This is a genomic window from Sinomicrobium pectinilyticum, assembly GCF_003725735.1.
In the GTDB taxonomy this organism is placed as follows: Bacteria; Bacteroidota; Bacteroidia; order Flavobacteriales; family Flavobacteriaceae; genus Sinomicrobium; species Sinomicrobium pectinilyticum.
Genome location: NZ_RJTM01000158.1, coordinates 1 through 19,116, shown reverse-complemented (window position 1 = coordinate 19,116; position 19,116 = coordinate 1). Strand labels below are relative to the sequence as shown.

Sequence of the window (19,116 nt, the reverse complement as noted above, 5' to 3'; positions counted from 1 at the left end):
CAAACCCTATTCGAAATAATACAAAAGCTAGAGTTAAAATTAATATGATGAAATATCCCGTCTTATTTCTAGCAAACCAGTCAATTTTCTGCTTAATTTTCATATTATTTGGTATTAAATTGTAAATGATATACGAATATAATGATTTTTGATAAAAAATTAATGGTTTCTAGCATGTTCTCTATCTATGTCCCAACTCCATGCAAAAGCAGTCCCTATAGCAGCTAAACTGGCTATGATAGCCACTGCCAGTTCACCATTAATTGATCTGGATTCTTCTAAGTTAATCTCTTCGATATAAAGTACCTTCCATTTATAAATGAAAGCAGGCGATTTATAAAAGAAGAGAAGTTTTTTTTAATATTAAAGCGCTGATTATTAGCAGTAAATGTGTGTTTATCCATATTCAGGAGAATAATATTTGTAAATTTTTTTGAAAAGACTGGATAAAAAAAGAGCATCAATTTTTTGATACTCTTGTTATGATCACATGAAACCCGGGCTGTACCGGATTTAATAGGGACTCTAAACCGAACTACTTATGTTTGACCTCGCTTGCCCGGTAGGTATCCGCTTCTGCTTTGTATATTTTAAACTGTACGTCATATTCTTCGGGAATATAGATTACAATAGGTAACTTCCCGTTGTACCTTGTCATTTCGGGTTGGGATGTAATGAACTGGTTAACTTTAGTGTTTCCCGGGCAAGCCATTTGGGTAGACATGACATTTCCGTCTGATTTGAATATGTAATATGAGTATCCCCAGCCTTCTAAATCTTTCTGTTCTATAATACCCTGAAGGCCGTGCTTATTACATTCGTCGAGTTGCATCCACTTGCCGACCGTAAATTCTATTTTTTTGGCTGCATCGTTATCGGAATGCGGAACCTCAATGACCATTTGTTTATAACCTTTTTCCGGCTCGGGATAAATGGACAGATCGATTTTGGATACGGATGATTGCGCCATAGCTACGGTGTTCAGGCATAAAAATACGATAAAGAATAAACCGGTTTGTTTGGATATTGTTCTCATGTTTGTTGTGTTTTTTTAGCTGCTGTTCAAAAGCTGTGCCAGAATAAGAAACAGGGTCCTTTTTAAATTGAGCTTATATTAATTTAAAAACTTAAGTGGGGTATGGTTTGAGGAATAAACGACTTGATATGAATAAACAGTGGTTATGATATAATTCTCATCCGTCAATATGAAAAAAGACAGCAGAAAATTATGCTCTTATTGAAACCGTCTTAAAAAAAGTGGGTCATACTGGACTCGAACCAGTGACTTCCACCCTGTCAAGGTGACACTCTAAACCAACTGAGTTAATGACCCAAAAAAGCCCCAGGGTTTCCTGAGGCTTCTCGTAGTAGCGGGAACTGGACTCGAACCAGTGACCTTCGGGTTATGAGCCCGACGAGCTACCTACTGCTCTATCCCGCGATGTTTGCGGTGGCAAAGATACGAGGTTTTTATGATCTACCAAACAATTATGCGATATTTTCGGGGTGCTATTCCATAAGAAGAGCGGAAGTGTTGGAAATTAGGTTGTTAAATGAACAGGGAAATTAAAATTAACCGGAAATTTTTTCCCGTAGGCTAGGGAATTGGTTTTTTAAATAAAAATCCCCTATTTTGTGCTGAGCTACTGCCTGTACGGACATTAGTGTTGCACCCGCCGGCCAGGACAGGTTTTACCGGTTTCGGTTTGGGGTCTGAAACCCTGCTCACGATAGTCCCGGTAGTTACGGGATGGGGGATCATTACAGCACTTTCGTGGTGCGAAAATTATGGTCCGGTTATTAAGTTAATGGGTTAGTAGGTTATTGCGTTTATATATGTCGCCTTACTAACTCAGTTACCAATAACTGAAGAGCAATTTCCCCCGCCGGACGGGCAGGATTATTTATTAAGATCTATACACCTTTCCGTGTAGGGTGGTTTAGTATCGGGTTTTTATATTTTATTTACCTCTATGGACAACTATGGCTTTCTCTCCGTCTTACCACCGGTATTGGCAATTATCCTTGCGCTGAGAACAAAACAGGTTTACCTGGCCCTGCTTTTCGGTATCTGGTTTTCATGGCTGATCATGAGTGACTGGAATGTGTTAAACGGAACACTGGCAACCATAGAAGGCCTTGTAGATGTATTCAAGTCCCCCGGAAATACCAGGACCATTATGTTCAGCGCCCTGGTGGGGGCATTACTGTTGTTTATCCAGTATTCCCGAGGAGTGGAAGGATTCATCCTTCAGCTGAACAGGCTCATCGCCTATTTTGAAAAAAAACAAAAAGGATACAGCAGGGTTATAGTACAATTACTTGCCATGCTCACCGGGCTTTTGCTTTTTGTGGAGACCAACATCAGTTCGCTGACCGTTGGTACGTTGTACCGCCCGGTTTTTGACGAACTTAAGATCCCGAGGGAAAAATTAGCTTATATAGCCGACTCCACCTCGGCACCGTCATCCATTCTCATTCCGTTCAACGCCTGGGGGGCATTTGTCATGGGACTTTTGGTTACCCAGGGGATCGAAGCCCCGTTCTCACTGATGCTCTCTTCCATTGCTTATAATTTTTACCCTTTGCTCGCTATAATTATCGTACTGGTGGTTGTTCTTGCCAAAAAAGATATAGGTCCTATGGCAAAGGCAGAGCAAAGGACGAGGGAAACGGGAAAACTAATGAACGACAATGCCAAACCCATGCTTTCGGATGAAGTAACGTCGTTCGAAACCAAAGAAGGTATCAAACCCCGTGCTTTTAATATGATCGTCCCCCTGGCGGTCATGGTTGTTATGATGCCTGTGAACCTGGCATACACCGGCTGGGGAAACGTAGAAGGTGCCACTTCGTTTTCAGAACATCTTTTCCGGTCTATCGGGCAGGGATCGGGTTCTTCCGCCGTGTTATATGCTGTTATGGCTTCGATCCTAACAGCAATGGTCATGTACAGGGCACAGGGTATTATGAAGACAAAAGAAATGATCGATATTACCTTAAAGGGTATCAGCGAACTGATGCCGCTGGCATTGCTGATGCTGTTTGCTTTTGCCATCGGAGAGGCCTGTAACCGGTTGGGGACCGGTGAATTTGTAGCCGATTTTTCCAGGGAGTGGCTCTCCCCGGAATTCCTGCCGGCTATTGTTTTCCTGATCAGTTCATTTATCGCGTTTTCAACAGGGACTTCATGGGGTACTTTTGCCATTATGATGGCCATCGCCGTGCCTATGGCCGAAGTCCACCAGTCCGAATTAACACTGGTAGTGGCGGCAACCCTGGGCGGCGGAGTTTTCGGGGACCATTGCTCGCCTATCTCCGATACCTCCATCATTTCGTCTATGGCATCCGGGAGCGATCATATAGACCACGTAAACACCCAGTTGCCATATGCCCTTATCGGCGGAATATTAACCGCACTGCTTTACCTGGTATTCGGTATACTCTCCGTTTAAATATTCCGTTCCGTATTATTTTATTACAAAAAATACAAGAAAAAAGCAACGTCAGGCATTCACATTCTGTTAAAATTTTGTTTGTCATATAAAATTGTTATCGAACACATTTGTTTTTAAGTAAAAAATTTATTTCTTCGTAAAGAAATTGAATTCGTTTAAATTTTTTTGATTGAAAGCATAAATGAGTTCATTGATCCGGAATTACATTAACAAACTATAATACTGACTGAAATGAGTTCAAGAAGGGATTTTATCAAAAAAACCGCTATAGCGGGAGCGGGGATTTCCGTAATGCCTAATATGTCTTTCGGGAATATATACGGTATGGCGGACAGCAAACTCAGGCTCGCGTTCATAGGGGTGGGGCTAAGGGGAACCAATCACCTGAACAACGCTCTGCAGCGAAAAGACCTCGAAATTACCGCTATTTGTGATGTGGACCCGGAAAGGATCAAGATCGCCCTGAAAAAGATAGAGGAGGCCGGGTTTAAGAAACCGAAAGTATTCGGGGACTCCGACTATGATTATCGCAATCTTCTGGAATTAAAAGAGGTAGATGCCGTAGTGATCGCCACACCGTGGTTATGGCATACCCGTATGGCCGTAGACGCTATGAAGGCAGGGAAATACACCGGGCTCGAAGTCTCCGCGGCCAATACGCTGGAGGAGTGCTGGGACCTGGTGAATACCCATGAAGAAACAGGATCGCACCTCATGATCCTGGAGAATGTAAACTACCGGAGAGATATCCTGGCCGTACTGAATATGGTAAAACAGAATGTTTTCGGCGAACTGGTACATTTCCGGTGTGGTTACCAGCACGATCTGCGTGAGGTGAAATTCAACAACGGAAAACAACCTTACGGAGGCGGCGTGGAATTTGGCGAGAATGCCATCTCCGAAGCCAAGTGGCGAACCTGGCATTCCGTATTGCGGAACGGGGATACCTATCCCACACACGGCGCAGGTCCCATAGCCGTAATGTGCGATATCAACCGGGGAAACCGTTTTGTGTCCCTTACTTCCAATGCTACAAAGGCAATCGGTCTTCACAATTATATTGTTAAGCACGGTGGAGAGGATCATCCGAATGCCAAAGTTAAATTCAAGCAGGGAGACGTCATCACTACCACTATAGAAACGGCCAAAGGAGAAACAATTATCGTTACGCACGATTGTAATCTGCCAAGACCATATTCACTCGGTTTCCGGGTGCAGGGCGCCAATGGGTTATGGGAAAATGACGGTGACCGCATCTATATAGAAGGAAAATCCCAACCGCACCGCTGGGATTCCGATAAGGAATGGCTTAAAAAGTACGACCACCCGCTCTGGCAGAAGTTCGGGGAACATGCCACAGGGGCTGGTCATGGCGGGATGGATTTCTTCGTGCTCAACGCCTTTGTCGAATCTGCCAAACAGAATATAGCGCCGCCTTTGGATGCTTACGATGCCGCAGCATGGAGCGCCATCACCCCGCTTTCGGAAGCATCCATAGAAAACAACGGGGAACCCCAGGATTTTCCGGACTTTACCAGGGGGCTCTGGGTAAGACGGCAGCCTTATAACTGGATAAAGGATACTTATTGACCTGTTAACAGCTTTTAACCGGCGAAATACCCGGATTAAAAGTTGTTTACTTTTAAACTACTAACTCAAACTCAAACTTTATGAAGAATGTATGGATCATTTTAGCTTTCTTCTTTTCCGCTTTTTTGTGTGTACGTGCACAGAATGGAATGACGGTAAAAGGAGTAGTAACTGACGATGCGGGTATCCCTATTATGGGGGCCAGTATTGTTGTTGAAGGAACTTCCGTCGGAACTTCCACGAACATGGACGGCGAATACACCATCGCCGTACCCGACGGGGGGACTGCCCTCAAAATCTCTTACCTTGGCATGGTTCCGCAGGTGATTGCCATAAACGGCCGCACAACTGTAAATGCACAGTTGAAGGAAGACGTCTCCCAACTGGAAGAGGTTGTTGTAGTGGCGTACGGTACGCAAAAGAAGTCGGATGTAACGGCATCGGTACAAAGTGTAAGCTCCGAGGAACTGACAGATATTACCTCGCCCGATGTCTCTACCATGCTACAGGGAAAAGCTTCCGGGGTCCAGGTCATGCAGGGGTCCGGGCAGCCGGGCTCACTTCCGGCCATCCGCATCCGGGGGATAGCTGCTATCAACGGGAACGTGAGCCCGCTCTGGGTGGTGGATGGTGTCATAGTACACGGCACTCCCAATCTCAATCCTAACGAAATAGAGTCCGTTTCGGTACTGAAAGACGCTTCGGCAACCTCACTTTACGGTTCCCGGGGGGCTAACGGGGTGGTGGTAGTAACCACCAAACAGGGTAAAGCGGGAAAAAGCCAGCTTACTCTTTCCTCCAAAACCGGTTTTTCCTTTTTTAACCAGGGGAATTTCGAGGTCATGAACGGCAACCAGTTATACGATTACTTCGGTAAATTCACCAACCCCGGGAATATACCCGACTGGTTTTCAGAAGATGTACTGCAGAATAATTACAACTGGATAGATAACAGTACCAAAACCGGTACGGTACAAGACCACACGCTGACCTTTACATCCGGAACAGAAAAGTCCAAAACATTTATTTCCTTGGGGTATTACGACGAGACCGGTACGGTAAAGGATTACGAATTCGACCGGCTGAGTTTTCGCCTGAACCACGATTATAAAGTCAATGACAGGCTTACACTGAAGCCTAAATTTGCCGTAAACTACAATACCCGCGAAAACAGGCAGCATTCCCTCTACCAGATGTACCTCAACCTGCCCTGGGATTCCCCTTATGACGGAGACGGGAGCCTCATTAACCCGAGAGATTTTTCCGGTTCCTGGTACGGGAGAGACCAGAGTAATTACCTCTACGACCTGCAATGGAATTATACGAAGGGCACCGAGTTTAACCTGTACTCCAACTTTGATGTCGAATTCGAGATACTACCTAACCTGAAATTTATTTCCACCAACAGTTATACCCTTTTCAGGAGTGACAGCAAGTCTTATACCGATCCGCAATCTACCTCCGGCCAGGCGGTAAACGGTGAGCTGTACCAGTTCGATTCCAAAAGGATCACCAGGTTTACCAACCAGATGCTGCGGTATTCCAATACATTCGGCGATCACAGTATTAATGCGCTCGTGGCCTACGAATACAATGATTATGTGTATGAAAGTATGTCGGCTACGGGCCGGGGGCTGATTTCCGGTAATGAAGTGCTGGACAATACGGTAACACCCGGAGCAGTAGGAGGAACAAAGAACGAATACGCCCTGCAATCGGTGCTTTTCAATGCCAACTACGGCTACGCAGACCGTTACCTCGCCCAGGTATCGCTCCGCAGGGACGGGGCCTCCAATTTCGGGCTCGACAATCAATACGGAACATTCTATTCTTTTAGTGCCGGCTGGAATATTCACAACGAGGATTTCTTCAACTCGAAAACAGTCGACCAGTTAAAATTAAGGGCCAGTTACGGTGCCCTGGGGAACAGGCCCGATAACCTGTACCCGCAGTTCGAGCTTTATTCCGTAGACAATCCTTATGACGGAAGGCCCGCCGCAGCCCTTAAGCAATTGCGAAATGACGATCTTGCCTGGGAAAAATCCTACCAGACCAACATCGGTATAGATACCAGGTTCTTCAATAAACTGAACCTTTCCCTGGAATATTACAACAAGAACACTTCCGACCTGCTCTACTTCGTAAAGCTGCCTGCATCTTCAGGGTATGACGGTTACTGGGAGAATATAGGAGGGGTGAAAAATATCGGGTATGAAGCTTCGGCCTCTTTCGATGCTTTTGCGACCGATACCTTTTCCTGGAGTGTAGGCTTCAATATCGGTACCAATAAGAACGAGATTACCGAATTGTTCGAAAACCAGGATATTATAAATAACGATACCAAGATCTTCCGTAAAGGAGAAGATGTCAATACCTGGTATATGCGCAAATGGCTCGGTGTAGATACACAAACCGGCGATCCCCTATGGGAAGTGGTAGATCCGCAAACCGGTGAAAAATCGCAGACCTCCGATTACAATGCCGCGACCAGGCAGAAAGTAGGAACAGCCTCCCCTGATTTTTACGGAGGGTTTAACACCAGGCTGGCCTATAAGGGAATTTCGCTGTCCGCCAATTTCGTGTTCAGCAAAGGAGGAAAAATATACAATTCCAGCCGGGAATTATACGATGCCGACGGGGCCTACCCTACCTACAACCAGCAGGTCCTGGCCGATGGCTGGAGCAGGTGGGAACAACCCGGGGACAATGCCACCCACCCGAGATTGATATACGGGGGGAACAACCTGTCCAATAAAATCTCGTCCAGGTACCTGGAAGACGGCAGCTACCTGCGGTTGCGGAATATAAGACTGGGATATGCCATCCCGGAAACCTGGCTGAGTTCCGTAGGTATTACCAATGCCGAGCTGTATTTGTCAGGCGACAACCTGCTTACGTTTACCGATTTCTCCGGTATGGACCCCGAAGTAGGAGTAGATCCCGATAACCCCATACAGGGTGTGGGCTACTACAGCATGTTATACCCGGTATCCCAGAGACTGACACTGGGGATAAACCTCTCATTTTAACCAAAGACAAAAGACCAATGAAACGAATCATATATACCATCTTTACAGCGGTCACTTTAGTCGCCTGTAATGTAGACCGGTTTCCCTACGAGGATATCCGGGAAGAGGAACTCTTTGAGAACGAAGGAGCCATAGAAGCGGTAACGCTGGGTAATTATTCCATATTGAAAGGAGATGCGGACGGGTACGGATTTGCTCCGCAGTTACACCGTTACAGCGAATACCCCGGGGACAACGTTTCCCTGAGCGGAACCACTACCGATCCGTTGTTTTATGCGTACAATTACCGCAATATCATAAACAGTTACCGGTCCAATGACTTATGGTCTTCGGGCTTCCGCGCAGTAGTGGGGTGCAATAAGGTAATCTCATTGATCGAAGAAGGCGAGTCCCCGGAGTCCGACCAGCTTATCGGGGAGAATTACTTCCTCCGGGCCTATGTTTTTTTCCAGATGGTAAACGTTTACGGAAGGCCCTATGCCCAGGGAACATCCAATCTCGGTGTACCTCTCAAATTAACTGCCGATGTCAACGACCTTCCGGACAGGAGTACGGTAGGAGAAGTATACGAACAGGTAATTTCCGATCTGTTAAAGGCAGAATCCCTGATGAACATTGAAAAGACCAATGCCTATGCTACCAAAGAGGCGGCACAGGCATTACTGTCCAGGGTATATCTCTATATGGAAGAGAACGAAAAGGCCATAGAATATGCCGATAAGGTTATTAATTCAGGACGCTTTCAACTCGTTCCCCAATCGGAAATGGGAAGATATTTTGCCAAAGTACCCGAAGAAAACACGGAAACTATTTTCTGTTTCCGGTACCATAAAGAATCCGATTACAGTAACGGATGGTACACGGTCGGGTCTTTATATGCCAGTATACAAAATGTAGGCTGGGGAGAAATGTATGCTTCCGCTTCATACCTTGACCTTATTAACCGGCACCCCGGAGATGTCAGGAAAGAATTCATAGAACCCCAGTACCTGGAGGATGAGGCCGATAATCTCGTGCCGGCGGTCTACTGGACGGATCCGGACTATAAATACCAGTTCCGGAAAACTTTTGAGCAGAACGGAAAGACCTATTTTAAAGAAGGGGAAACCAATGTGGAAGTGCAGGAAGAAACCGACGGGGCAAATACCAGGTACTACTTTATGAATGGCGGTAACAAAGTGTATGTTGTCAAGGATTATGATATGGAAAAACGAAACGGTTATCCCAAGTTTTACATCCTCAAAGCATCGATGCAGGAAAACATTCCCCAGTTATGGTCTCCCGTGGTCTCCCGCCTGGCGGAAATGTACCTGAACAAAGCGGAAGCCTATGCTAAGATGGGTAACGGAAGTGAAGCCATTGCCAATGTGGATGTCCTCAGGGAACGGGCAGGAATCCCTGCCTATGAAAATATTTCCGGCATACCCGAAGGTCAGGATGTCCTCGATGTAGTGCTGGACGAACGCCGTCTCGAATTTGCTTATGAAGGGCACCGTAAATTTGATGTTTTCCGCAACGACCGGGTGATGGACAGGCGTTATCCCGGGACCCACCTTAACGGGAACAACCCCTATTACGAAGTGCAACCCACGGATAACCGTGTAATAGAATATATTCCCGAAAACCAGATCAATGCACAACCGTCATTGATACAGAACGATTAACCTAAAAACCACTTAAGTTATGGCGTATTTTATCAAACAGTTTTTTGCAGTGCTGGCAACCGTACTGCTTGTCTCCTGTGTAAACGGAAATATTATACCGGGAGATCCCGATCAGGACCGTGAACCGGAATTTTCCATCCGTGTTCCCCCCGGGGGGAACAGTTGGGTGGTGAACAATCCGGAAGCCAACGGAGACATCATATTTGATTCCGGGATACACAACTGGACCGATACGGACCATATTATACGTACCTGGTTTAAAGTGAGCAGGGCGGGGGAAGTCCATGTAGGCCTGAATGCCAAGGCACCGACGGGGGCGTCGGTGCTCAAGGTTACTTTCGGAGAAGAAACCAGGGAAATAACCCTCGAAAACACCGATTATGAAGATGTCCCCGTAGGCATATTCGAAGTAGAAGCCCCCGGTTACTATTATGTGGAATTGCAGGGCAAGGAGAAATCGTCCGCTTATATAGCCGATGTCAATGAAATCCTCCTGGGAGGAAGTGCTACCACGGAAAAGGTATATTACGTAAAGGATGATTTTTACTGGGGCAGGAGAGGCCCTTCCGTGCATCTCAATTACGAAGTGCCTACTACGGAGGATATCCTTTGGTTTTATAACGAGATCACCGTGCCGGAAGGAGAAGACGTTCTCGGCTCTTATTTTATGGCCAACGGGTTCGGCCAGGGATATTTCGGTATCCAGGTAAACTCGGAGGCGGAACGCAGGGTGTTATTTTCGGTGTGGAGCCCTTACGAAACGGACGATCCTTCCAGTATCCCGGATGATTATAAAATTATACTGCTGGACAAAGGAGAAGGTGTACACGCCGGTGAATTCGGTAACGAAGGCTCGGGCGGGCAAAGCTATAAGAAATTCATGTGGAAGGCGGGGGCAACATACAAGTTTTTACTGAAGGGACAACCTTCGGAAAATAACTCTACCGATTTTACCGCCTGGTTCTATGCCCCGGAGATCGGGGAGTGGCAGCTTATTGCCAGCTTCAGAAGGCCGCATACCAGTACCTATCTCACCAGGCCGCATTCTTTCCTGGAGAATTTCCGGACCGAAACCGGGTTTAAAAGCCGTAAAGGTCTTTATACCAATCAATGGGTAAGAGACACCTCCGGGGAGTGGCACGAGCTTACAAAGGTTAAATTCACCGCAGATGCCACGGCCCGGAAAGAAGCCCGTATGGATTATGCCGGAGGCGTGGAAGGGACCGGGTTCTTTATGAAAAACTGCGGTTTTTTCAGTGAAAATACAGAGGTAGACAGCTATCACACCAGGGAAGCCACGGGAGTACCTCCTTCGGTGGACCTGTCCGTACTGGAATAAAACGGCTGACGAAAAGAACAGCACTTTAGTTTTTGTTTTTAGTTATTTTGATTTGGCAAAAGCCGTCCTGTGCATACAGGGCGGTTTTTTATTTTTACATGGAAAGAGAAGTTTTTTACTAGCCACGGATGCACGGATGTTTTTTTATTGCTCCCTTTCGGGGCAATGCCATTTGGTTAAGCGGATTTATTTATATCTGACAGCCTTTTAGGGCTCCCATCTTCAGATGAAGAGGGGTGGACCGCTTGCGGGACGGGGAGTTTGACCAGCCCGAACTTTGGCGTTTAAACGCAAAAATTTACGTTTATCCTACGGTCCGGGATTTCAAACCCTCCTCGTTGCTTACTTCGATAAACTCAGCAACCATCGCTCGGGTAGCTCTACCTCGAATGCTCAGTGCATTGCCTCAAGGGGGAAGTTCCCATCTTTTGAAAAAACGTTACAGCTCCCCTCTCGAGAGGGGTTGGGGGTGTGTATTGAGGGCCGGGGAGGTGGCCCTTTAAGACAATGCTATTCCTGTCACGCATTAAAAAAGGGATAACATTTCTGCTATCCCTGTAATTCTGGCTTTGGTATTCCGATTACTCCCAGTCCAGTACGGGAAAATGTTTTTCCAGGTATTTTTTAACATCCACGATATCATCTTTGGCGGTGAGATCCGGGACGTGTTCCGCAAAAGGGATGCCGATAGCCGTCCCCGGAAAATCGCTGATCATGTTCAGCAAGGCGGTAGGAAGTTCCTTTTCATTCCTTTCCGGGTGGACCGGGCAGTTTTTCAGGTAAGGATAAAAGACTTTTCCGTTAAATTTAAAAGCGTTCATGCTTACCCGTATCTTACCGTTTTCATCCGCGTATTTCGGAATGTCGTCTACGGCCGGTTTTTCTACGATATTGAGTAAAGCATTGTCGTTGTCCATGTGGGCAACGGCAAAGCGCGATACCCTTTCGTGCGGGAATTCCAGGGAATCCCGGTCATAGGCGATAAATGCATTTGGGGCTTCCGCTTTTCGAAGTTCCAGCAAAGCTTCGGCAGAGTAGAGGTTGTCGCTGTTGCATACGGAATAGGCCTGCCTGTTCAGTTCCGGGTATTGTTCCACCGCCTGGAAGAGCGCATCCGCCGTCCCATAGGGTTTTTCCCTTCCTTCGGGGATGTACTGTACCGCAAAAGAGATATTCAGTCCGTGAAAATCGTTGTCCCTGGTATTGTTGCCGTAGAATTCTTTGAACAGCCCGCCTTTTTCACTGATTACGATATAGATGTTCTTGTACCCGGCTTTCCGGGCATTGTAGAGAACGTAATCGAGCAAGGGCCTGCCGTTGGGGCCTACCCCGATGAGTCCCTTGCTGCGTTCGTTGGCCTGGTTGATCTCTTCTTCCGTAAGTGATGCGGATTGCGTCGGTTTTTTCATCCGGGAAGAAGCTCCTCCCGCTAAAATAATCAGGTTGTCGTGCATGTCTTTCATAGTGTTTTTATTGTCAGGTTTATGAGTTGTTGAGTCAAATGAGTCAATGAGTCAACACCAATCACTATATCAATTTCATTATCTCTTCCTAAACTTCGGTCAGGATTTGCCATGTGTTTTATACCACGAGGCCCCACTATTTTTGTTTCCCGGTCTACGGATACGGAGTTAATAAATGTGGACTAAATAACCTGGTAACCCATTAACTCAATGTGGTAGCGATGCGTTAATTTTTAATCAGTCCTGGTAAAATGCTAGTATAACTGGCCTTAAACATGTTTTTTGTTTTTTTGATTTGAATTTGCCTTTGTGAATTTTGTGTAAGCCTTCGCGTTCTCTGTGGTTAAATATCAACCACAAAGGACCCCGAGTATGCTCAAAGAACACTAAGTTAACTCGTCATCAAAATTTAATGCAGCAGTACTAAACTCAATAACCATATCAATTCTGTCATTTTCCCCTGGTCTTGGGGTCGTTACCTGTTCCTTTTCTGACTTGTTATCTCATTTTACCACATCATTCCCTATCTTCGTTTCCCGGTCTACAGATATGGAGTTAATAAATGTTAAGTTAGTAACCTAATAACTCATTAACGATCCTTCCCACTTCCAATACCTATTCCTGACTGCCGTGGCACGGTGTGTCCCGCTCAGGGTTTACCATTTGTTTTTACCACAGGATTCACTATTCTCGCTCCCTGGTCTACGGATACTTCATAGGCATCCCTGGCCCCGGCATTTTTGAGGGCGCAGATAACATCCTGTTGTTTTTCCGGGGCAATGATTACAATACTGCCCCCGCCCCCGGAGCCGACTATCTTGGCTCCGTAAGCGCCGGCCTGTAGTGCCGCTTCCACCATGGCATCTATCCGGGGTACGGTAATGTGCAGCAGGTCGCGCAAAATGTTGTGATGCTCGTTCATCAGGCTCCCCAGATATTTCATATCCGGATCTTCTCCTTTCAGTATTTCCAATGCCTGCCGGGTACAGGCATGGTTTCTCACGGCAGCCTCGAAGAACGGGTGCAGTTCTTCCGGAAGTATGTCCAGGTATTGCGGAATCTCTTCCGGAACGGTGTCTTCCAGTACAAAATTTCCGTACGTGTTTTTTATATGCGCAACAGCTTTCAGAGCATTGCTTTTCAGCCTGCTCAATGTCCCTATGGTTTCTTTGGGTATACCGGATTCCGCTACAATAAGCCCCTCCAGTTTGTTGCCGATGACCTGGCAGGAAAAATCGTCCCCGGTTTCTATATAAACAATGTTCCCCACGCCTATACTGTACTGGTCCATCTTTCCCCCCGGTTCGCCATGTTCCAGGACTTCCGCTTCATAAGCGATCTGGGAAAGCAGGGCAGGGGTTATCTCCCGGTCCGTGCCAAAGGTAGTGGCCAGGAAATTCACCCAGGCAACCACAACAGCGGTCGAGCTCGATATTCCCGCGTTCATCGGCACTTCGCCCCGGATCTCTATATCATATCCCCTGTCCGGCCTGCAACCGTAGCGGTGTAAAACTTTGAGCGAAGAAACCAGGTAATCCCGGTAAGTGAGTTTATCGGCCGAAACATCCAGGGCAATGCTCCTTTGGTCATTGAGGTCCGGTAACAGCAGGTTAAACCGTTTTGTATCGTTCTCCGTAGCTTTAAGTCTTACAAACCGGTTAATGGCACAGGCAATTACGGGAAGCCCCAGGTAATCCTGGTGATCTCCGAAGAGGCATACCCGGCCCGGGGCTATGGAAAGTATTTCTTCTGATTTTTTTAAGTTGGTCATGTAATTCATGTTATCTCATCAAAACTAAAAAGCACTGTCCGTGCCTGTTAATATGTTCCGATATGGCTAAAATATAAAATCCCTTTTTGGGACAGAACAAATATATGAAATGTGTGTTCGAGCACAAAATTAAAAAAAGAATTAATTATTTTTATATATTTGAATGTTAAATAAAAGCAATGCTTAAGAAAAAATACACCATCGCGGATATAGCCTTTATGGCCGGTGTTTCTAAAGGTACTGTGGACAGGGTAATCCACAAGAGGGGCAAGGTATCTAAAAAGGCCCATGAGAAAATCACCAAAATACTGAAAGAGATTGATTATCAGCCTAATCTGGTTGCCAGGAATCTCAAAAAAAACAAGATATACAGGCTTTTGGTACTGATACCCGACCCGGAAAAGGACGCCTACTGGGCTCCTTGCGTAGAAGGGATAGAAACGGCAGCCGGCGAATTCCAGGCGTTTGGAGTGATGATCGAAACCTTCCTGTTCGATCCTTCCGCTACCAAGAGTTTCATCTCCAAAAGCAAAGAAGTGCTGAAGAACAAACCCGACGGTGTGGTGTTTGTCCCTCTCTTTTATAAGGAGGCCCTTACTTTTGTGGAAAGTTGCAAAAAGAACAATGTTACCCTGGCCACCTTCAACAGTTACCTCAGTGCGGACAATACCAGGAGTTTTATAGGCCAGGACCTGCACCGGAGCGGAAGGGTGGCCGGTAAACTGATGCATATGCTGCTGGGGAATAAAAAACAGGCGGCTGTGGTGCACATGGATGAGGCCTATAAAAACGCCATCCACATGCAGGAAAAGGAAAAGGGCTTCCGGGATTATTTCGAAGGTCTTAAACAGGGATATGATATCGTAACACACAAAGTGCCGCATAAAGATATAAAGAACGTACGGAAATCCGTTAAAGACTTTCTGAAAGACAACCCGGGGATATCCGGGATATTCGTCACCACATCCAAGGCCTATCTTCTCGCCGAAGCACTTCCGCAAACAGGACCCGCCGTTTCCGTTGTGGGCTATGACCTTATAGATAAAAATATCGAATGTCTCCGTTCCGGCAGCATTGATTTTCTCATTCATCAGAACCCGAAACAACAGGCCTATCTCGGTGTAAGCTATCTTTCCGAATACTTTGCCTTCGATAAGAAAATACCGGATAACAAACTCTTACCTATAGATATTATAACTTCCGAAAATTATATGCATTACCTGGAATAAGTGTAGAGAACAGCCTTTCATCCCTTTTTTTGGCAGATCAGTAGTAAAAAGAAATGATCAGTACGGTTCATTTGTTTCCGGAATGTTCTGTTGCATGGGTATGATCGGGACTCTGCTTTTTTGGATATCCACGATTTAAGGCACTGCCACACAATTATTTAATAATGTTTCGATTCTTCCTCTGTTTTGTTTTATGCTGCTGATTTATAGTGAATTAATATCTTTCTGAAAACAATTTTTTACCGGGTAAATACTGAATTCGCTCTAAATAACGAAAAAAAAACGTTGTAGGTGTTTGATTATAACAAAAGTCTAGTAATTTTGTAGACTATTAAGTCGTACCGGTAAAAGTTAAAAAGATGTTGGAAAAGGAACTAGAGTTAAGCGTAGAAACCATGAGTAAATATTATCTGAATTACCTCGATGAACTCGAATCGGAGGCTATATACGTATTGCGTGAGGTATGGGCGCAGTTTCAGAATCCCGTTATTCTTTTTTCGGGAGGTAAAGATTCTATCGTAGTAACCCATTTGGCGCGTAAAGCGTTTTATCCTGCCAAAATACCTTTTGCGCTGATGCATGTAGATACCGGTCATAATTTTCCGGAAACTATAGAATTCCGGGACAGGCTCATAGAAAGTCTGGGAGCAAGGCTTATCGTAGGTTCGGTACAGGAATCCATAGATAAAGGACGTGTAGCTGAAGAAAGGGGGAAGAACGCCACCCGGAATGCCCTTCAGATCACTACTTTACTGGACGCCATAGAAGAAAACAAGATAGACTGTGCCATAGGAGGAGGGCGCCGGGACGAAGAAAAAGCCAGGGCCAAAGAACGCTTCTTTTCGCACCGGGACGATTTCGGGCAGTGGGACCCTAAAAACCAGCGTCCGGAGTTATGGAACATCTTCAACGGTAAACATTTCGAAGGAGAGCACTTCCGGGCATTCCCCATAAGCAACTGGACGGAAATGGATGTGTGGAACTATATAAAGAGAGAGAATATCAAAATTCCTTCCCTCTATTTCGCCCATGAAAGAGAAGTCGTATGGCGCAACAATTCCTGGATACCCAATTCGGAATTCCTGAAACTGGAGGAACACGAAGAAGTAATCACCAAAAAAATACGTTTCCGTACACTTGGCGATATTACTATTACCGGCGGAATAGAATCCGAAGCGGACACCGTAGAAAAAATTGCCGAGGAAGTTGCGGCCATGAGGCAGACGGAGCGTGGTAACCGTTCGGATGACAAACGTTCGGAAACGGCTATGGAGGACAGGAAACGCCAGGGATATTTCTAACATACTAAGGATTAAAGAAAGAAAACATGCAACTAGATAATAGTCAGTTATTGCGATTTACTACGGCCGGCAGTGTAGATGACGGAAAAAGTACGTTGATAGGCCGTTTATTATATGACTCCAAATCTATATTCGAGGACCAGCTGGAAGCTGTGGAAGCCACCAGTAAGAAAAAAGGGCATGTAGGTGTGGATCTGGCCTTGTTTACGGATGGACTTCGCGATGAACGGGAACAGGGGATTACCATTGATGTAGCGTATCGTTATTTCACGACGCCTAAACGAAAATTTATTATTGCCGATACTCCCGGGCATATTCAGTATACCCGGAATATGGTCACAGGTGCTTCTACGGCCAATGCCGCCATTATCCTGGTAGATGCCCGCCACGGGGTGATCGAACAGACCAAACGACATGCCTTTATCGCTTCTCTTCTGCAAATACCACATATCATAGTTTGTATTAATAAAATGGACCTCGTGGATTTTTCGGAAGAAGTATTTAACAATATCGTGAGCCAGTTCGAGGAATTCTCTTCCAAGCTGCTGGTAAAAGACATCCGTTTCCGGCCTATCAGTGCCTTGCTTGGTGATAATGTGGTGAACCGTTCGGAGAATATGCCGTGGTATGAAGGGGCTACTTTATTGCATACCCTGGAAAATATGCATATCAGCAGCGATACCAATAAAGTGGATGCCCGTTTCCCCGTCCAGACCGTATTGCGGCCGCAAAGCGAAGAGTTCAGGGATTATCGCGGTTATGCCGGGCGGATAGCAAGTGGTATTTTCTACAAGGGAGATGAGGTAACCGTACTTCCTTCGGGCTTTACTTCACGTATTAAATCAATAGATACATTAGATGGTGAACTGGAAGAAGCCTTTGCGCCTATGTCCGTATCCATCACCCTGGAAGATGATATCGATATCAGCCGTGGCGATATGATCGTGCGGACCAATAATCAGCCCGAAGCATCCCAGGATCTCGATGTTATGCTGTGCTGGTTACATGCCAATCCTGCCCGCCCCAGGGCCAAATACACCATAAGGCACACTTCCAATGAACAAAAGGCAATGATCAAGGAAGTGCTTTATAAAGTGGATATCAATACGTTTGACAGGAACCTGGAGGATAAGGAGATCGGAATGAACGATATTTTAAAAGTAAAAATACGTACCACCCAACCCCTTATGTTCGATTCGTATCAACAAAACCGTACTACAGGGAGCCTGATACTGGTCGATGAAGGCACCAACGAAACAGTCGCAGCAGGAATGATCGTTTAATATGGAATCAGACCAACTCCTGGACATAGCCATACGGGCAAGCCTGGATGCCGGGGAGAAAATAATGGAAATATACAATAGCGGGGATTTTGGTGTGGATTACAAACCCGACAATTCTCCGCTTACCACTGCAGATGTGGCCGCCCATCATATAATTATGGAATATCTCGGTAAAACAGGTATTCCCGTACTTTCTGAAGAAGGCAGGCATCTTCCGTATGAAGAAAGAAAAAAATGGGAGCAGCTATGGATAGTAGATCCCATAGACGGTACCAAGGAATTTATCAAAAAGAACGGGGAATTCACGGTTAATATTGCACTTATTCATCACCAAATCCCCGTGCTGGGCGTGATTTATGTGCCCGCATCCCGGACACTCTACTTTTCCGGTAAGGAAAAAGGCTCGTTTAAATGCGAAGACATAACCCTGGAAAACGGTACATTGAAAAAACGGATGTCGGACTCCGTGAAACTTCCCGCCAAAAAAAATAAAAAGGCATATACCATTGTCGCCAGCAGATCCCACCTTTCCCCGGAAACAAGACGGTTTATCAATGCGTTGAAAGAAGAGCACGGAAGTGTAAATATCCTCTCCAAAGGCAGTTCCCTTAAACTTTGTATGGTGGCCGAGGGAGAAGCGGATTGTTATCCCCGTTTTGCCCCTACCATGGAATGGGATACCGCGGCCGGGCAGGCGATCTGTGAACATGCCGGTTTTAAGGTCATCGATTATACCACTAAAGAAGAAATGAAATACAACAGGGAAAACTTGCTGAATAACTGGTTCCTTGTGCAGTAATGCAATTTGCTTCCGAAACACAGAAGCCGTTTCCTTATAGGAAATGGCTTTTTTTATGAGATAGCATACCCGGGTATTCCGGCTACGGATACACGGATATGGTATTGTGTCACATTAAAGCCACAGAAGAGGCTGTGTGCCCCGGCTCCGCCATGCAGTCCCTGTTGAGTTCCGGTTTCTTTTACTTTTG

12 protein-coding genes and 2 tRNA genes are annotated in these 19,116 nt (G+C 45.9%); 9 read left to right on the top strand and 5 right to left on the bottom strand.

Annotation, left to right across the window (positions count from 1 at the left end; all coding sequences use genetic code 11):
* Nucleotides 1–535: 535 nt before the first annotated feature.
* From ED312_RS20730 to ED312_RS20720, 3 genes are all read right to left on the bottom strand, one after another.
* Nucleotides 536–1,036, bottom strand: a complete 501-nt coding sequence (locus tag ED312_RS20730) for an ecotin (protein ID WP_206363294.1) — start codon at nucleotides 1,034–1,036, stop codon at nucleotides 536–538.
* Between the two features lie 222 nt (nucleotides 1,037–1,258).
* A tRNA-Val gene (locus tag ED312_RS20725) sits at nucleotides 1,259–1,333 on the bottom strand.
* A gap of 35 nt (nucleotides 1,334–1,368) precedes the next feature.
* Nucleotides 1,369–1,441: transfer RNA gene (locus tag ED312_RS20720), tRNA-Met, on the bottom strand.
* Nucleotides 1,442–1,973: 532 nt separating this feature from the next.
* On the opposite strand from ED312_RS20720, the gene ED312_RS20715 reads away from it, so the two are divergent.
* From ED312_RS20715 to ED312_RS20695, 5 genes are all read left to right on the top strand, one after another.
* Nucleotides 1,974–3,455: a Na+/H+ antiporter NhaC family protein gene (locus tag ED312_RS20715; RefSeq protein ID WP_123217932.1), complete on the top strand. Its 1,482-nt coding sequence runs from the start codon at nucleotides 1,974–1,976 to the stop codon at nucleotides 3,453–3,455.
* 234 nt (nucleotides 3,456–3,689) lie between these two features.
* Nucleotides 3,690–5,048 (top strand): Gfo/Idh/MocA family protein, encoded by a 1,359-nt coding sequence (locus tag ED312_RS20710; RefSeq protein ID WP_123217931.1) that lies wholly within the window; start codon nucleotides 3,690–3,692, stop codon nucleotides 5,046–5,048.
* 80 nt (nucleotides 5,049–5,128) lie between these two features.
* Complete coding sequence (locus tag ED312_RS20705; protein WP_123217930.1) at nucleotides 5,129–8,077, top strand: SusC/RagA family TonB-linked outer membrane protein; 2,949 nt, start codon at nucleotides 5,129–5,131, stop codon at nucleotides 8,075–8,077.
* A gap of 17 nt (nucleotides 8,078–8,094) precedes the next feature.
* Nucleotides 8,095–9,741, top strand: a complete 1,647-nt coding sequence (locus ED312_RS20700) for a RagB/SusD family nutrient uptake outer membrane protein (RefSeq protein ID WP_123217929.1) — start codon at nucleotides 8,095–8,097, stop codon at nucleotides 9,739–9,741.
* Between the two features lie 19 nt (nucleotides 9,742–9,760).
* Nucleotides 9,761–11,080, top strand: a complete 1,320-nt coding sequence (locus tag ED312_RS20695; RefSeq protein WP_123217928.1) for a DUF3472 domain-containing protein — start codon at nucleotides 9,761–9,763, stop codon at nucleotides 11,078–11,080.
* 581 nt (nucleotides 11,081–11,661) lie between these two features.
* On the opposite strand, the gene ED312_RS20690 is transcribed toward ED312_RS20695, so the two are convergent.
* On the bottom strand, nucleotides 11,662–12,543 hold the full coding sequence (locus tag ED312_RS20690) for a sugar phosphate nucleotidyltransferase (protein ID WP_240643159.1): 882 nt from the start codon (nucleotides 12,541–12,543) through the stop codon (nucleotides 11,662–11,664).
* A gap of 649 nt (nucleotides 12,544–13,192) precedes the next feature.
* Entirely contained in the window at nucleotides 13,193–14,314 is a 1,122-nt protein-coding gene (locus tag ED312_RS20685; RefSeq protein WP_123217927.1) for a mevalonate kinase family protein, read from the bottom strand.
* 179 nt (nucleotides 14,315–14,493) lie between these two features.
* Here ED312_RS20685 and ED312_RS20680 point away from each other — a divergent pair, with 179 nt between their 5' ends.
* The 4 genes from ED312_RS20680 (at nucleotide 14,494) to cysQ (ending at nucleotide 18,926) form a co-directional block, all read left to right on the top strand.
* Nucleotides 14,494–15,543 (top strand): LacI family DNA-binding transcriptional regulator, encoded by a 1,050-nt coding sequence (locus tag ED312_RS20680; protein WP_123217926.1) that lies wholly within the window; start codon nucleotides 14,494–14,496, stop codon nucleotides 15,541–15,543.
* Between the two features lie 395 nt (nucleotides 15,544–15,938).
* Nucleotides 15,939–16,844 carry a sulfate adenylyltransferase subunit CysD gene (gene cysD / locus ED312_RS20675; RefSeq protein ID WP_123217952.1) on the top strand — a complete coding sequence of 302 codons (906 nt, stop codon included), beginning with the start codon at nucleotides 15,939–15,941 and terminating at the stop codon, nucleotides 16,842–16,844.
* Between the two features lie 26 nt (nucleotides 16,845–16,870).
* Nucleotides 16,871–18,127, top strand: coding sequence for a sulfate adenylyltransferase subunit CysN (cysN, locus tag ED312_RS20670; protein WP_123217925.1), 1,257 nt, complete (start codon nucleotides 16,871–16,873; stop codon nucleotides 18,125–18,127).
* Nucleotide 18,128: 1 nt separating this feature from the next.
* On the top strand, nucleotides 18,129–18,926 hold the full coding sequence (gene cysQ, locus ED312_RS20665) for a 3'(2'),5'-bisphosphate nucleotidase CysQ (protein ID WP_123217924.1): 798 nt from the start codon (nucleotides 18,129–18,131) through the stop codon (nucleotides 18,924–18,926).
* Nucleotides 18,927–19,116: the final 190 nt, after the last annotated feature.

Bases quoted from the DNA above. Each gene is read 5' to 3' on its own strand.
- ED312_RS20700 (WP_123217929.1), top strand. From the start codon at position 8,095: ATGAAACGAATCATATATACCATCTTTACAGCGGTCACTTTAGTCGCC.
- ED312_RS20680 (WP_123217926.1), top strand. From the start codon at position 14,494: ATGCTTAAGAAAAAATACACCATCGCGGATATAGCCTTTATGGCCGGT.
- cysD (WP_123217952.1), top strand. From the start codon at position 15,939: ATGAGTAAATATTATCTGAATTACCTCGATGAACTCGAATCGGAGGCT.
- ED312_RS20695 (WP_123217928.1), top strand. From the start codon at position 9,761: ATGGCGTATTTTATCAAACAGTTTTTTGCAGTGCTGGCAACCGTACTG.
- ED312_RS20715 (WP_123217932.1), top strand. From the start codon at position 1,974: ATGGACAACTATGGCTTTCTCTCCGTCTTACCACCGGTATTGGCAATT.
- ED312_RS20705 (WP_123217930.1), top strand. From the start codon at position 5,129: ATGAAGAATGTATGGATCATTTTAGCTTTCTTCTTTTCCGCTTTTTTG.
- ED312_RS20685 (WP_123217927.1), bottom strand. From the start codon at position 14,314: ATGACCAACTTAAAAAAATCAGAAGAAATACTTTCCATAGCCCCGGGC.
- ED312_RS20710 (WP_123217931.1), top strand. From the start codon at position 3,690: ATGAGTTCAAGAAGGGATTTTATCAAAAAAACCGCTATAGCGGGAGCG.
- cysQ (WP_123217924.1), top strand. From the start codon at position 18,129: ATGGAATCAGACCAACTCCTGGACATAGCCATACGGGCAAGCCTGGAT.
- cysN (WP_123217925.1), top strand. From the start codon at position 16,871: ATGCAACTAGATAATAGTCAGTTATTGCGATTTACTACGGCCGGCAGT.
- ED312_RS20690 (WP_240643159.1), bottom strand. From the start codon at position 12,543: ATGAAAGACATGCACGACAACCTGATTATTTTAGCGGGAGGAGCTTCT.
- ED312_RS20730 (WP_206363294.1), bottom strand. From the start codon at position 1,036: ATGAGAACAATATCCAAACAAACCGGTTTATTCTTTATCGTATTTTTA.